Origin of the sequence: Gilliamella sp. Imp1-1 (assembly GCF_001690415.1) — a bacterium.
GTDB classification, from domain to species: domain Bacteria; phylum Pseudomonadota; class Gammaproteobacteria; order Enterobacterales; family Orbaceae; genus Gilliamella; species Gilliamella bombi.
Map to the genome: position 1 here is coordinate 14,159 of NZ_LZHK01000037.1, position 15,991 is coordinate 30,149.

Consider the following 15,991-nt stretch of genomic DNA (forward strand, 5'->3'; position numbering starts at 1 on the left):
CGTTTCATATCTCAACGAGTCGTTAAAAACTACTAGCTTGAAGATCTTGTTTTTGTAGTCGATTTAAACCGAGCAAGACAAGCTGATAAATGTTGAATATTGATTAAACATTCTTTTTTATTTTTGATCTTTTAAGAAAGTAATTTTGAGACAACTACTGGCATAAATGTAATGCCAGTGCCAAATAATTTTTTTGCTATTTCAGGATGAAGTCCTAGATATCAACAAATATAGATCTTTTTAATATCAAGTAATTTAGGAAAAATTTAACTTTTTAAAAGAATTAGGATGTTGATATTAAACGCTTTGGCAATAATTTGTTATTTTGCATTATACCAGCGCCAATAAATTGCTTGCCTTGATAAATTCGCACTAAGGTTTCAACTTGCGTGGAGCTTTCAAGTTCAATGGTTCGTCCTAATAATATGTCTTTACCTTGCGTATCGCTAAGGGTAACTTTTGGGCGATCTTGCAATGGGCTGTCAACGGGCATTAGTAGATCATCTTTAAGTTCGATATTTTGTAACTGTTCTAACGTAACCATGTTTTCAATCGGGTAATTGGTAACTTGTAAACGCCTTAAATAAATAACGTGTGCTCCGCAACCCAATAATTCCCCTAAATCATCAATAATGGTTCGGATGTAGGTGCCTTTTGAGCAGTGTATTTCTAACGTTAATTCGTTTTTTATTGTATCAAATTGGATAAATTGATTTTCGTAAACGGTAATTGGTCTAGCTTCACGTTCAACCACAATACCTTGGCGAGCATATTGGTAAAGCGGTTTTCCTTGATATTTTAATGCCGAAAACATAGTTGGCACTTGTAAAATATCACCGCGAAAATGTGTTAAAGCTTGGTTGATTTGTAATTCAGTCACTTTAACAGGTTTGGTACATATAATTTGACCATCGGCATCAGATGTATCGGTTCGTTCTCCTAGTTTGGCGATCACACGATAACGCTTATCTGAATCCAATAAATATTGTGAAAATTTGGTTGCTTCACCAAAACAGATAGGAAGCATCCCTGTCGCTAGTGGATCAAGAGCTCCCGTATGCCCTGCCTTTTTAGCATTAAATACCCATTTTACTTTTTGCAACGCATCGTTTGATGTCATGCCTTGCGGTTTGTCTAGCAACAAAACGCCGTGAAGATCACGGCGAGTTTTTTTTATATTCATCATTTTTATACTGAAACACATAGTTACCTGAAACTTTTTGACAGAGTTCAGGACTATTTTTTAATATTAATCTTTATGACGCTCATTATCTTGTTTGATAACATCCGCCACCAAACTCGACATTTGCATACCTTTAACTAGCGACTCATCGTAAAAGAATTTTATCTCTGGAATGATTCGCAAACGCATCGCTTTGCCAATTAAGGTTCGAATGTAACCTTTAGCATCATTAAGTACCGTTAATCCTTGTTCAATAACTTGTGGATCATCGTCATTCAAAAAAGTCACAAAAACTTTGGCATACGAAAGATCACGCGAGATATCAACGCCTGAAACAGTTACCATACCAAGGCGAGGGTCTTTGATTTCTCGTTGTAAGATAATTGCAATTTCTTTTTGTAATTCATGTCCAACTCGATATGAACGATTAAATGCTTTTGCCATATCTATTTTCCTTATAAATGAATAAGCAAGGACTATACCTTGCTTATAACATCAAATACGTTGTAATTAGATCGTACGTTTGATTTCGATAGTTTCAAAAACTTCAATCGTGTCGCCAACACGAACATCGTTGTAGTTACGCACACCAATACCACATTCGGTTCCATTACGTACTTCGTTAACATCATCTTTAAAGCGACGTAATGATTCAAGTTCACCTTCATAGATAACAACGTTATCACGCAATACACGAATTGGGTTGTGACGTTTAACAACACCTTCGGTTACCATACAACCTGCAATTGCACCAAATTTAGGTGATTTAAACACATCACGCACTTGAGCAAGACCAATAATTTCTTGTTTGTATTCTGGTGCAAGCATACCGCTCATAGCTTGTTTAACTTCGTCAATTAGATCATAAATAACAGAGTAATAACGTAGATCTAAATTTTCTGATTCAATCACTTTACGTGCTGAAGCATCGGCACGAACGTTAAAGCCTAAAATGATCGCATTTGATGCAGCAGCCAGCGATGCGTCAGTTTCGGTTATACCGCCCACACCTGATCCAATAATTTTAACTTTAACTTCATCTGTTGATAGTTTAAGTAATGAATCAGAAATCGCCTCAGCAGAACCTTGAACATCTGCTTTTAGAACAATATTGAGTTCAGAAACATCGCCTTCTGTCATGTTGGTAAACATGTTTTCAAGCTTCGCTTTTTGTTGACGAGCAAGTTTTACATCACGGAATTTACCTTGTCGATAAAGCGCAACTTCACGAGCTTTCTTTTCATCACGTACAACAGTAGCTTCGTCACCAGCTGATGGCACTCCAGACAAGCCAAGAATTTCAACTGGTATTGATGGACCAGCTTCAGTCACTTCTTTACCTAGTTCATTACGCATCGCTCGGATACGACCGTATTCAAATCCACAAAGTACGATATCACCTTTATGCAATGTACCTGATTGAACAAGTACTGTTGCAACTGAACCACGACCCTTATCAAGGAATGATTCAATCACAACGCCGCTTGCCATACCTGTTTCGTACGCGGTTAATTCAAGCACTTCAGCTTGTAGTAAGATGGCTTCAAGTAGTTGATCAATACCAGTACCTGCTTTAGCAGACACATGAACAAACTGAGTATCACCACCCCAATCTTCTGACATCACGCCATATTGTGCAAGTTCGCCTTTTACACGCTCTGGATCAGCTTCAGGTTTATCAATTTTGTTAACAGCAACAACAATTGGTACATTTGCCGCTTTAGCATGTTGGATTGCTTCTATAGTTTGAGGCATTACACCATCATCAGCAGCAACAACAAGTACTACAATATCCGTTGCTTTAGCACCCCGCGCACGCATAGAGGTAAACGCCGCATGACCTGGAGTATCTAAGAAAGTTATTTCTCCATTTGGTGTTTTAACATGATAAGCACCGATATGTTGTGTAATTCCACCAGCTTCGCCTGAAGCCACTTTTGCTTTACGAATATAGTCAAGTAAAGAGGTTTTACCATGGTCAACGTGTCCCATAATGGTAACTACAGGTGCACGAGAAACTTTTTCTGCACCTGTATCACGATCGCTCATAAGAGATTCTTCAAGCTCATTTTCACGACGAAGTACTACTTTATGTCCCATTTCTTCAGCCACTAATTGTGCTGTTTCTTGATCGATAACTTGATTAATAGTTGCCATTGCCCCCATTTTCATCATAGTTTTGATCACTTCGGAACCTTTTACTGCCATTTTATTCGCTAATTCAGCAACGGTAATGGTTTCACCAATAACAACATCACGATTAACCGCTTGGACAGGTTTAGTAAAACTTTGTTGCAACGTGCTTTTACCTTTCTTTTTATTATGGCCGCCACGAGTCACAGCTCGAGCTTCTTCACGTTCCGCTTTGCCTTCTGATAGCTTGTTGCCTTTTTTCTGTTTAGTTTGTTTAGTGTTTCGACCACGTCCACGAGCGCTTTCAACTTCACGGTCAGTTTCATCTTCTGCTGCTCTAGCGTATTTAGAGGTTGTCACATGATAATCTTCATCTTCTGTATGATCACTATCATCAACTTCATTATATTGTTCTGCTAGCTTACGAGCTTCTTCAGCCATACGCTTGGCATCTTCCTCTAATTTTCGACGATTTTCTTCTTCCGCTTTACGTTTAATTTCATTCGCTTCAGCTTCTAATCGTGCTTTTTCTTCTTGCGCTTTTTTTACTTTTGGATCAACTACTCGCTCTTGTGCCGCTTTCGCTTTTTCCTCTTGAGCACGCTTTTTCGCTTCTTCTTCAGCTTTCTTTTCTTTTTCTTCCGCTTCTTTACGCGCTTTTAATTCGGCTTCTTGTTTCGCTTTTAGTTCTGCTTCTTGGCGAGCTTTTTGTTCAGCTTCTAAGCGTGCTTTTTCTTGCTCCGCCGCAATTTCAGCTGGATCGCGTTTAACAAAAGTTCGTTTTTTACGAACTTCTACTTTTATTTCTTTGCTTTTGCCACCACCGCTCGACACATTTAAGGTTGAGTGCGTCTTACGTTGCAATGTTAACTTTGTTGGACCTTGCTGAGGTTTTAAATGAGCAAGCAAAGCTTCTTTCTCCTTTTGTGTGACAGTGTCTGTTGCAGATTTCTTCATACCTGCATCAGCAAACTGTTGCAAAAGTGTTTGCACTGGTGTATTGATTTCTTGAGCCAGTGTTTCTATTGATACTTTGGTCATGTATTACTTTTCCTCAATTATTCATCTGCAAACCAACAAATATTACGAGCAGCCATAATAAAATCGCCTGCTTGTTCGTTTGTTATACCTTCAATTTCAGCTAAATCATCAGTACCTTGTTCTGCTAAATCTTCCAAAGTAATGATGTCATGTTGTACTAATTGATAAGCTAACTCTTGTGTCATACCAGGTAGATTTAGCAAATCTTGAGCTGGTTGTTTTTCGCCACTATTTGCTAGTGCAAGTGTTGTTAATGCATCTTTTGCTCGCGTTCTTAAAGCTTCAACAAGATCTTCATCAAGTTCTTCAATTTCAAGCAATTCGTCAACTGGCACATAGGCAAGTTCCTCAAGTGAGGTAAAGCCTTCTTCAACTAATAACTGTGCAAGCCCTTCATCAATATCAAGATGTTTCATCAAATTATTGATTGCAGCAAAAGATTCTGCATGATGTTTTTCTTGTAAATCTTCGTTACTCATCACATTTAGAGTCCAGCCAGTAAGCTGTGAAGCTAAACGGATATTTTGACCATTTCGACCAATGGCTTGTGGTAAAGTTTCAGCATTGACGGCTACATCCATGGTGTGTTTGTCTTCATCAACAACAATTGAAACAACATCTGCCGGCGCCATAGCATTAATTACGTATTGTGCAGGATTATCGTCCCATAAAACAATGTCAATACGTTCTCCACCAAATTCATTAGATACTGCTTGTACGCGCGCACCACGCATACCAACACAAGCACCAACAGGGTCAATACGACGATCATTACTACTAACTGCGATTTTAGCACGTGAGCCAGGATCACGAGCCACGCCTTTGATGTCAATCATCTCTTCACCAATTTCAGGGACTTCAATGCGGAATAACTCTTCCATCATTTCAGGGTTTGAACGGCTAATGCATAGTTGTGCAGGTTTATTATTTTGTTCTACAAGATATAAAATACCACGGACACGATCGCCTATACGGAAGTTTTCACGCGGTAACATATCATGGCGTGACATCATTGCGTCTGCATTGTTACCTAAATCAAGAATCACGCTATCGCGATTGGTTTTTTTGACAATTCCAGTCACAATATCACCAATACGATTTCTAAACATGTCAATGATCATTGCACGCTCAGCTTCGCGTACCTTTTGTACGATAACTTGTTTTGCTGTTTGTGTGGTTATACGGTCAAAAGCAACGGATTCAATTTGCTCTTCAACGTAATCACCAAGTTTAACAGATGGGTCTTCGTATTGTGCAGCGTCTAATGTCATTTCTTTAGTTGGTTGCGTAACTTCATCAACAACAAGCCAACGGCGGAAAGTATCGTAATCACCTGTTTTATGATCTATTTTAACAACAACGTCAATATCAACATTATGCTTCTTTTTTGTGGCCGTTGCTAATGCGGTTTCTAAAGCTTCGAAAATTTTATCACGCGTAAGTGCTTTTTCGTTTGATACAGCTTCAACAACAGCTAAAATTTCTTTATTCATCCTTTACATCCGTACTCTATTTAAGGTTAAAATTAGGTACAATATTCGCTTTTTGAATATTACTAAAAGCAAATACTTCATCTTTATCATCTACAATTAATGTAATCATTTGGCTATCGATAGACTTAATTTGTCCTTTCCATTTACGGCGATTAGCAACAGGTATACGTAGACTGACTGTAACTTCTTCACCAATAAACCGCTGATAATGCTCGAGCGTAAACAAAGGTCTGTCCATTCCTGGTGATGAAACTTCAAGATTGTAAGCATCTTTGATCGGGTCTTCTACATCAAGCACCGCACTGATTTGACGGCTTGCATCAGCACAATCATCAACCGTAATACCATTTTCACTATCAATATAGACTCGTAGTATAGGATAACGACCACGAATATATTCAACTCCGACTAATTCAAAACCAAGTGCATTAACTGGCTCTTGGATAATATCGGTTAATTGTTGTTCTATATTAGCCAAACAAACCTCCACAGCAGAAAATAAAAAAGGGCATAAAGCCCAACATTCTTTTTAAACTTACGCTTAAATCACTACACGAAAAAAAACCTCGACATGCGAGGCTTACATTCAAAAACTAACTATAATGAAGCCACTTTATTCGAACTTTCAGACAATAACAGGATAGATTGGTTTATGAATGAAAATTTAAGTGGTTGCGGGGGCTGGATTTGAACCAACGACCTTCGGGTTATGAGCCCGACGAGCTACCAAGCTGCTCCACCCCGCGATAGATGAATGAGAATTATACGGCATTTTAAATAAAATGCAACTGCAAATCACACCGATTTTATCAGTAAAATTATTAAAAATATGTTACACGTCAATTTTAATATATATACCACTTAACTTAAGCATAATTGTTTAACTTATATTGGCACAATAATTCCATTTTCAAGCCTATTATTGTGCCCACTATTTAGTACTATAAAGTAATATAAATTACTTGCTAGTTGCCTGTTTCATTGATTGAACAAATTTGGCTAATTGGCTAAGCATTTGTTCGGGATTGTCGAGGTTTTTCTCAATAATTTTTACTGTTGCCGATCCGCTAATTGCCCCAACTGCACCGGATTTAATCGCTTCGCTAACTTGAGTTGGTTCTGAAATACCAAACCCTTGTAACGCAGGTGGAGCACCAAACTCAACTAATTTTTTGATCAGATGGGTAAGCGGTTTGTTAGCTCGATTTTCAGCACCAGTAACACCTGCTCGTGATACCAAATAGGTATAACCTTTGCCTTGCTTAGCAATACTTTGAATGACTTTATCATCAGCATTTGGTGGACAAATAAAAATCGGTGCTATATTGTATTTTTCGGCGGCCACTGTAAATTCTTGTGCATATTGAGCTGGCAAATCAGCAATCAATACTGAATCAACTCCCGCTTTGGTACACTTGGCATAAAAGTCGTCGATACCATTTTTGAAAACTAAATTAGCATAAATAAGTAATCCTATTGGAATATTGGTGTATTGCGCTCTGACATTGGTTAAAATTTCAAAACACTTTTCAACTGTTATTCCTGCTTTAAATGCCCGAATATTGGCATTTTGAATAGTTGGACCATCGGCCATAGGATCTGAAAATGGGATCCCTAGCTCTAGTGCATCAGCGCCAGATTCAATTAAAGTTTGAATGATTTTAAATGATAGTTCTGGCGTTGGATCACCAACTGGAACAAAAGGAACAAAAGCACCTCGTTTTTCGGCTGTTAATGTTGCAAACAGTTTTTGATAACGGCTCATTCTATTTCTCCTTTTGCTTTTAAAATATCATAAACGGTAAAGATATCTTTATCGCCACGCCCTGACAGATTAACTATTAGTAGCTGTTCTTTAGTTGGATTTTCTTTTATCATTTTCATAGCATAAGCTAATGCGTGTGATGATTCTAACGCAGGAATAATACCTTCATGCCGTGATAACGCTTTAAATGCATCAAGCGCTTCATCATCAGTAATTGAAACATAATCAGCACGACCAATACTATCTAAATACGCATGCTGTGGACCAACTGATGGAAAATCTAACCCTGCCGATATTGAATAAGATTCTTCAATTTGTCCTTCTTCCGTTTGCATCATCGGTGATTTCATACCGAAATAGATGCCAAGCTTACCATGCTTTAACGAAGCGCCATGTTCGCCACTTTCAATCCCATGACCTCCTGGCTCTACACCAATTAATTTGACGGATTTATCATCAATAAAATTAGCAAACATACCAATTGCGTTTGAACCACCACCAACACATGCAATTACTGCATCAGGCAAACGTCCTTCTTTTTCAAGGATTTGTTGTTTAGCTTCACGGCTGATCATCTGTTGAAACTCACGTACAATTATTGGAAAAGGATGCGGACCTGCTGCAGTACCTAACATATAATGCGCTTTTTCATAACTGCCAGACCAATCACGTAATGCCTCGTTACACGCATCTTTTAAAGTCGCTGAACCAGTTTCAACTGGGATGACTGTTGCGCCCATCAACCGCATTCTAAATACGTTAGGTGCTTGGCGTTTAACATCTTTTGCACCCATATAAATTCGGCATTTTAAGCCAAGTAGTGCGCAGGCTAAAGCCGAAGCAACACCATGTTGCCCTGCACCTGTTTCGGCTATAATTTCAGTTTTGCCCATTCTTTTAGCAAGCAATGCTTGTCCTAAAACTTGGTTAGTTTTGTGTGCACCACCATGCACTAAATCTTCTCGTTTTAAGTAAAGCTTGGTTTTGGTGCCTGCCGTTAGATTTTTACATAAAGTTAATGCTGTTGGTCTACCAGCATAGTTAACTAATAAGTCGTTAAACTCTTTCTGAAAGTTTGGATCGTTGACTGCAGAGATAAAAGCATCTTCAAGTTGTTCAAGCACTGGCATTAATATTTGAGGAACATATTGCCCACCAAATTCGCCAAAGTAAGGATTTAACTTAGACATAACTATTCCTTTTTTTTTAAATAAAAATTAAATTTGTTCAAATACAGCTTGGATTTTTTGTTTATCTTTAATTCCTGAGGATATTTCAACACCAGAGTTTAGATCAACGCCTATCACCCCAGTTGCTAAAGCTGACTTTATATTTTTTGAGTTAATACCCCCTGCTAGAATGACATTATTTAAATTATGATTAGTGAGCATTGTCCAATCAAAACATTCACCTGTACCACCATCCTCGTTATCAAACAGATAACGTGAGATTAAGAGATTATTATGTTCAGGAACGGTGCTACCAATACTTAATGCTTTCCAAATTTGGCAAGTTCTGGGTAATTCTTGTCGCAACATTTCGATATAGTTTTCATCTTCATTACCATGCAGTTGGACAGCATACAAGGATAACTGTTTTGCTATTCGAACTACTGTTTCGATCTCTTCATTTCGAAATACACCAACCCAATTAAGCGGTGCTGCAACAATAACTTTTCGAGCCTTAATTGGCTGTATATAACGTGCTGAATTTGTAACAAAAATCAAACCACCATAAACTGCACCAGCTTGATAAGCACTAACAGCATCTTCGGGACGTGTTAAACCGCATACTTTATTTTCGCCTAACATCAACTTGCGAATTGCCAAAGTTAAGTTTGGTTCAGACATTAACGCACTACCAATTAAGAATCCATCTGCAAAACGACTCAGTTCTTTAACCTGATTGTGAGTATAAATACCCGATTCACTAATAATAATGCGATCGTTAGGAATTGATTTGGATAAGGCTTTTACCCGATTTAGATCAACCGTCAAATCCCTTAAGTTACGATTATTAATACCGATTACTTTCGCACCCAGTTGGATGGCTCTTTCAACTTCGTTTTCAGTACTAGCTTCTGTCAATATCCCCATATTGAGCTTATGAGCAATGTTACTTAGATGACGATATTCATCATCCGTCAATACAGATAGCATTAATAGTACTGCGTCAGCTTGATAATAACGCGCTAAATAGATCTGATATTCATCAATAATAAAGTCCTTACAAAGCACGGGTTGTATGATTTCATTACGAACTATGGGTAAAAATTCAAAGCTACCTTGAAAATATTTTTCATCAGTCAATACTGAAACTACTGAAGCATAATCTTTATAAACTTTAGCAATAGCGGCTGGATCAAAATCATCCCGAATCAATCCTTTTGATGGCGACGCTTTTTTACACTCTAAAATAAAAACCGTTTTAGATTGATTTAACGCTTGATAAAAATTGCGATCACTAGGTATTACTGCTGATTTGAACATTGTAAGTGGATTTGTTTCCTGCTGCTGCGTTAACCAAATCTGTTTATCGTCAATGATCTTTTTTAGTACTGTTGCCATTTCAACATTTTTTACTAATGCTGCAATTGCCATGTTATTCTCCACTTGTTATCTTGCTGCTAGTTGTTGTAATAATGCATAAGGTTTACCACTTTGCATCATCTCAATTGCCCGTTGTGCATTTTGTTTTAAATTTGACTCGCCAAATAAGCTCATTAACATCGCAACATTAGCGGCAATTGCTGATTGGTGTGCTGGTTTTCCGTGACCTTGTAAAATGGCAATTAACATATCACGATTCTGCTCAGGTGTACCCCCTTCAATATCTTTTAAGGTAAATGTTGGCAAGCCAAAATCATCAGGTTTAAGCGTAAAATATCGAATTTTACCATCTTTAACTTCAGCAACGTCAGTTTCGCCATGAATAGCAACCTCGTCCATACCTGCGCCATGCACCACATAAGCATGTTTATAATTAAGCATTTTTAATGTTTCAGCAATCGGTTGGATCAAATCTGGATGATACACGCCTAATAAAATACGTTTAGGACGAGATGGATTAATCAATGGTCCTAACACATTAAAAATGGTCCGAGTTTTTAATTGTTGGCGTATTGGTGCTGCATGGCGAAAACCTGAATGATATTGCTGGGCAAATAAGAAGCACACACCAAGTTCATCTAATGCCTGACGAGATGTTTGTGCTGACATATTTAATTTAATGCCTAAGGCAGAAAGCACATCGGAAGAGCCTGATTTACTTGATACACCACGATTACCATGTTTAGCCACTTTATAACCTAATGCTGCAGCCACAAAAGCACTAGCTGTTGAGATGTTAATGCTATTGGTGCCATCACCCCCAGTACCAACAATATCAGTAAAATCATAATCTGGAGAATCAAAATGATCGGCATTCTCAAGCAATGCTAAAGCTGCCCCTGCTATTTCATCCGGTTTTTCACCACGAACTTTCATACTAATTATTGCGGTAGCCAATACAGTTGGTTCAATCTTACCTTGAATAATTAAATTAAATAGTATTTTACTTTCCTCTTGTGTAAGGGTTTGCCCTAAATATAATTTATTAACAATAGGTTGAATATTATACTCTTGCTTATCAACAATAGCCTCCTGTTTTGGCTTCTCTTGTTTTTGTGGAGGATTTAGTGCCCATTTAATAGTTTGTTCTAATAATTCTACACCTTGAATGGTTAATATAGATTCTGGATGAAATTGAAAACCACAAACCCGATCCTCATCATTACGAACTGCCATTACAATATTATTGCAAAGCGCATTGATGGTTAGTGTTTTTGGAATATTTTCACCTTTTAAAGAGTGATAACGAGCCACCGGTAGCGGATTTGGTAATCCTTTAAACATCGCTTGCTCATCATGCTCAATTAAAGATGCCTTACCATGCAAAATATCGCCAGCTGGCACAATCGCTCCACCATAGGATTCCACAATAGCTTGATAACCAAGGCAGATACCAATAATAGGCAATTTACCTTTTAAACGTTTTAACAGTTCTGGCATGCATCCAGCGTCACTTGGCGCTCCTGGACCTGGTGATAACATTAAAATAGGGTTTTGCATTTGTGACAATTTTTCAATAATTACATTTGCAGGGATAGTATTTCGATAAATCGTCACACAATGCTTACTATTACGTAATTGATCGACCAAGTTATAAGTAAAAGAATCAATATTATCAATAAATAAGATATTAGCCATTAGAATACACCTTCTACATTATGCGCTGCCATGATAGCTCGAATAACTGCACGTGCTTTATTACGTGATTCATCAGATTCTGATTGTGGCTTTGAATCTAGCACCACACCACTGCCAGCTTGTACTGTCGCTATGCCATCTTCGACATAGGCACTTCGAATCACAATACAGGTATCAAGATCGCCATTCGCGGTAAAATAGCCAACAGCACCACCATAGCTACCACGTTTAACTTTTTCTGATTCAGCAATTAATTGCATCGCACGAACTTTGGGTGCTCCTGTTAATGTTCCCATATTCATAGTGGCTTGATAAGCATGAAGCGCATCTAAATCACTGCGTAACTGACCAACCACACGCGAAACTAAATGCATCACAAAAGAGTAACGATCCACTTTTAACAAATCTTTAGTATAACGAGTACCGGGTTTACAGATACGCGCTAAATCGTTGCGAGCTAAATCAACTAACATTAAGTGTTCGGCTAGTTCTTTTTTATCGGTGCGCATTTCAAGTTCTAACCTACTATCTAAATCAAAATCAATTTCACCATTTGTAGTTAATCCACGTGGACGAGTACCGGCAATTGGGTAGATTTCAACTTGATTAGTTGCTTTAGTATACTTAAGTGCACTTTCAGGTGAGGCCCCAAATAACACAAAATCACTATCTTGCATATAAAACATGTAAGGGCTTGGATTATTGTTTTTTAATATCTGATAAGCCGATAATGGTTCAGGGCAAGGTAATTTAAAACGCCGTGAAGGTACTGCTTGAAAAATTTCCCCCTGCTCAATTGCATCTTGCATTTTTTTGATAACTGTATTGAAATCATCATCACTTTTATTACATGTCACATCGATATTAGCAAGGGACTGAGTATGAATGGCTTTCATTGGGCTATTTAATGTTGCTTGTAAATTAGCTAACCGTTGTGTTAAGCGCTCAGTTTCTTTTAAATCAGAAGTGAAAACCGTCGTTTTTAAAATGGATTTATGATCTTTATGATTTATTTCTAATATTGTTTCAGCTAAATAAAAACAGAAATCTTGACAACGCTGCTCTGTAGGTAAATTAGGTAAGTTTTCAAATCCAGCGACAAGGTCGTAACAAAATAGCCCACCAACAAAAATCGCATCTTGACCACATTGTTCAGGGATATTCACAATAGTCAATAATGTGCGTAATGCATCAAAAACTGATAGCGACTTTAATCTTGAATCTTCATCTTGCATACTATCAATAGTGGGAAATACCAATTTAAGTGTTTGTTCATCCACTTGTACATTATCTAACTTGTCTGTAAAAGCCTGTTGTAATAAAGGTAATAGCTTTTCACCATTTGTGGTCAATGCCTTAAAAGTCACTTCATTATTTATTGCCGAAATACGTAATGCACTATCGACAATCATGACACTTTTAATTCCTTGCTTATTATCAATTTCGGCTGATTCTAGTAACAACGTTGCCGGTTTACTATCGCACAATTGATAAAACACTTGAGTTGGATCTTGATAATAACCGATGGTTTGGGTTATTTGTGTTAATGTCGGCTTATTCATTGTTGGCTCTCTACATTTAAATTTTTATTTAGCTGATTCGTTTAACATCCAAAAAACTAAAAAACCCGCATAAAGCGGGTTGTGTAAAAAAGACAATACATCATTACATCACCCGCAAAAGGTAACGCACCACCAACCAAAGCTGGTGAATTGACGAGTAATAAGATGTAAATATTGTGCTTTCATAATTTTTATCGATTAAAAATAAATTTTGTACTATTAAACTAGTTTACTAGCACACTGTCAAGAGATTATTTATTTTAAAAAACAAACTTCGCATTTATAACTAGGCAAAAAATTTAATAATCTATAAAATGGTTGACTCATTTTTATTATAAAAAATTATAAGGATTTTTGAACTATGCCAGTATTTTATATCGTCATTGGTGTTATTGTTTTGCTTGCGTTAATTACTGTCTTAAAGGCAATTACAATTGTTCCCCAAGGTTATCAATATACTATTGAACGTTTTGGTAAATATACCCATACACTTGAACCCGGTTTAAATATCATTATTCCGTTTATGGATGGTGTTGGTCGTAAAATTAATATGATGGAGCAAGTACTCGATATTCCATCACAAGAAGTCATTTCAAAAGATAATGCTAATGTGCAAATTGATGCTGTTTGCTTTATCCAAGTACAAGAAGCAGCAAGGGCTGCATATCAAGTAAATCAATTAGAGCGTGCTGTCATTAATTTAATGATGACTAATATTCGTACTGTTTTAGGTAGCATGGAATTGGATGAAATGTTATCACAACGTGATCATATTAACTCTAAGTTACTAAGTATTGTCGATGAGGCAACAAGTCCATGGGGAATCAAAATTACCCGTATCGAAATTCGAGATGTTCGCCCACCAGCAGAATTGATTGCTGCGATGAATGCGCAAATGAAAGCAGAACGTAATAAACGTGCCGAAATTCTCGAAGCAGAAGGTGTTCGTCAAGCAGCGATTTTACGCTCTGAAGGTGAAAAACAATCTGAAATTTTAAAAGCAGAAGGTGAAAGACAATCTGCCTTTTTACAAGCCGAAGCGCGTGAACGTGCTGCCGAAGCAGAAGCAAGAGCAACTCAAATGGTATCCGATGCTATTGCTGCAGGTAATATTAATGCTATTAACTACTTTGTTGCCCAAAAATATACTGAAGCATTACAACAAATTGGTTCATCGGATAATAGTAAAGTGATTATGATGCCACTTGATGCGTCAAGTTTAATGGGTAGCATTGGCGGTATTGCTGAATTGATTAAAAACACGAAATAAAAAATCAAATTTTATACATAGGCAAAGTGTTCCCTGAAAACTTTTTAACAAAATCGTAAACTCTATATTTAGAAATTTCACTGAATGAATCTTAGAGGTGATTGATAATGAATGGTTTTTTGATGGTTTTCTATAATCCGCCTTATTGGGGATTTATTGTTCTAGGTGGTATTTTGCTAGTTATAAAATTACTCGATACCGGCAAATATGGTTTTTGGAGTGGGATCGCTACTTTTATTATTGTTTTAATTGCTTGGATTTTACCGTTTTCTTGGCCAATTTTGTGGATCATGGACAGCCTTGGAGGCATTAATGAAATAATTAAAAATACTAAATAAAAATCAAATTTTATACTTAAACATAGTGTTTCCTGAAACTTTTTGACAAAATCTATAAACGCTATGTTTAAGATTTTTACTGAATGAATCTTAAAGGTAATTGATCATGACTGATTTTTTTATGGTTTTCTATAATTCGCCTCAATGGGTATTTATTGCTTTAGGCGGTATTTTGCTGATTATAGAATTACTTGGTACCTGCGGATACGGGCTTTGGAGTGGGATTGCTGCCATTATTGTTGGTTTAATTGCTTGGATTTTACCTCTTTCTTGGCCAATTTTGTGGATTTTATTCGCAATTCTAACGCTTGTATCTGCTTATCTTTGGTGGCTTTGGCTCAAAAAGCAAGGTAAAGATAAATCAAATAAAGGCGAAATCAATCAGCCACAACAAGATTTAATTGGTATTAAAACAGTTGTCACAGATGCTATTGTTAATGGCTCAGGTCGAGTAAAAATCAAAGATGGAACATGGTCGGCAAGATGCGTTGAAGATCTTAATGTTGGGCAGCGTGTTGAAATTATTGCTGTGGATGGTCTAATTTTAGATGTGCTACCTATAAATCAATAGTTTTTTGCTAGTTATAAAAATAAATAGGGCGCATTAACAATGCGTCTTTTTTATTATAAGAGCGAAAAATGAATTACAAAAAAATGATTTTCATTGGGGTATATGTCAGAAATTACTTTTTTCAAATCACTCAAAGTCATATTCTCTTGTTGGGCATGGTTTTCGGTAAGTTGATCAAATGTAATTTGTGTAATATTAACTATTTTAATTGTACAAAAATACTCATCAGTTTCAAAAGTTCCAACACGAAGCTTATCACCAACTTTAAAATGTGATTCACTTTTATCTCGAATGGTAATGACTTTTAAACCAGCTAAAATATCAGACTTAAAACGTTGATAAAAAGTAATATCATTTTGCACAGCATTATCCTATATGAAAATTACCC

The 15,991-nt window shown here is 36.9% G+C and carries 14 protein-coding genes and 1 tRNA gene; 3 read left to right on the forward strand and 12 right to left on the reverse strand.

The window, feature by feature from the left end; genetic code table 11:
• Nucleotides 1-283: 283 nt before the first annotated feature.
• The 11 genes from truB to A9G38_RS03490 form a co-directional block, all read right to left on the reverse strand.
• Nucleotides 284-1,183, reverse strand: a complete 900-nt coding sequence (gene truB / locus A9G38_RS03440) for a tRNA pseudouridine(55) synthase TruB (RefSeq protein WP_218056486.1) — start codon at nt 1,181-1,183, stop codon at nt 284-286.
• Nucleotides 1,184-1,249: 66 nt separating this feature from the next.
• Nucleotides 1,250-1,627: a 30S ribosome-binding factor RbfA gene (gene rbfA / locus A9G38_RS03445; protein WP_034910703.1), complete on the reverse strand. Its 378-nt coding sequence runs from the start codon at nt 1,625-1,627 to the stop codon at nt 1,250-1,252.
• Between the two features lie 66 nt (nt 1,628-1,693).
• Entirely contained in the window at nt 1,694-4,357 is a 2,664-nt protein-coding gene (gene infB, locus A9G38_RS03450) for a translation initiation factor IF-2 (protein WP_034910701.1), read from the reverse strand.
• Between the two features lie 17 nt (nt 4,358-4,374).
• Entirely contained in the window at nt 4,375-5,850 is a 1,476-nt protein-coding gene (gene nusA, locus A9G38_RS03455; protein ID WP_034910699.1) for a transcription termination factor NusA, read from the reverse strand.
• Nucleotides 5,851-5,866: 16 nt separating this feature from the next.
• Nucleotides 5,867-6,328, reverse strand: coding sequence for a ribosome maturation factor RimP (gene rimP, locus A9G38_RS03460; RefSeq protein ID WP_034910697.1), 462 nt, complete (start codon nt 6,326-6,328; stop codon nt 5,867-5,869).
• 191 nt (nt 6,329-6,519) lie between these two features.
• A tRNA-Met gene (locus A9G38_RS03465) sits at nt 6,520-6,596 on the reverse strand.
• A gap of 212 nt (nt 6,597-6,808) precedes the next feature.
• Nucleotides 6,809-7,615: a tryptophan synthase subunit alpha gene (gene trpA, locus A9G38_RS03470; RefSeq protein ID WP_034910694.1), complete on the reverse strand. Its 807-nt coding sequence runs from the start codon at nt 7,613-7,615 to the stop codon at nt 6,809-6,811.
• The gene (gene trpB / locus A9G38_RS03475) at nt 7,612-8,805 is read right to left on the reverse strand and encodes a tryptophan synthase subunit beta (protein ID WP_034910691.1); all 1,194 of its coding nucleotides are present in this window, start codon (nt 8,803-8,805) and stop codon (nt 7,612-7,614) included. The genes trpA and trpB overlap by 4 nt, the downstream gene beginning before the upstream one ends.
• Nucleotides 8,806-8,832: 27 nt before the next feature.
• Complete coding sequence (trpCF, locus tag A9G38_RS03480) at nt 8,833-10,215, reverse strand: bifunctional indole-3-glycerol-phosphate synthase TrpC/phosphoribosylanthranilate isomerase TrpF (protein WP_034910688.1); 1,383 nt, start codon at nt 10,213-10,215, stop codon at nt 8,833-8,835.
• A 15-nt stretch (nt 10,216-10,230) separates the two neighbouring features.
• Entirely contained in the window at nt 10,231-11,862 is a 1,632-nt protein-coding gene (gene trpD / locus A9G38_RS03485) for a bifunctional anthranilate synthase glutamate amidotransferase component TrpG/anthranilate phosphoribosyltransferase TrpD (protein WP_034910686.1), read from the reverse strand.
• A complete protein-coding gene (locus tag A9G38_RS03490; protein WP_051634167.1) occupies nt 11,862-13,424 on the reverse strand; it encodes an anthranilate synthase component 1 in 1,563 nt (520 codons plus the stop codon). The genes trpD and A9G38_RS03490 overlap by 1 nt, the downstream gene beginning before the upstream one ends.
• Before the next feature lie 361 nt (nt 13,425-13,785).
• Between A9G38_RS03490 and A9G38_RS03495 the strand changes: the two genes are divergently transcribed.
• From A9G38_RS03495 to A9G38_RS03505, 3 genes are all read left to right on the forward strand, one after another.
• Entirely contained in the window at nt 13,786-14,694 is a 909-nt protein-coding gene (locus A9G38_RS03495; RefSeq protein WP_034910684.1) for an SPFH domain-containing protein, read from the forward strand.
• Nucleotides 14,695-14,801: 107 nt separating this feature from the next.
• On the forward strand, nt 14,802-15,032 hold the full coding sequence (locus tag A9G38_RS03500) for a hypothetical protein (RefSeq protein WP_034910680.1): 231 nt from the start codon (nt 14,802-14,804) through the stop codon (nt 15,030-15,032).
• A gap of 106 nt (nt 15,033-15,138) precedes the next feature.
• On the forward strand, nt 15,139-15,603 hold the full coding sequence (locus tag A9G38_RS03505) for an NfeD family protein (protein ID WP_034910677.1): 465 nt from the start codon (nt 15,139-15,141) through the stop codon (nt 15,601-15,603).
• A gap of 53 nt (nt 15,604-15,656) precedes the next feature.
• Here A9G38_RS03505 and yqfB read toward each other — a convergent pair whose 3' ends face one another.
• Nucleotides 15,657-15,965 (reverse strand): N(4)-acetylcytidine aminohydrolase, encoded by a 309-nt coding sequence (yqfB, locus tag A9G38_RS03510; protein ID WP_034910676.1) that lies wholly within the window; start codon nt 15,963-15,965, stop codon nt 15,657-15,659.
• Between the last annotated feature and the right edge of the window lie 26 nt (nt 15,966-15,991).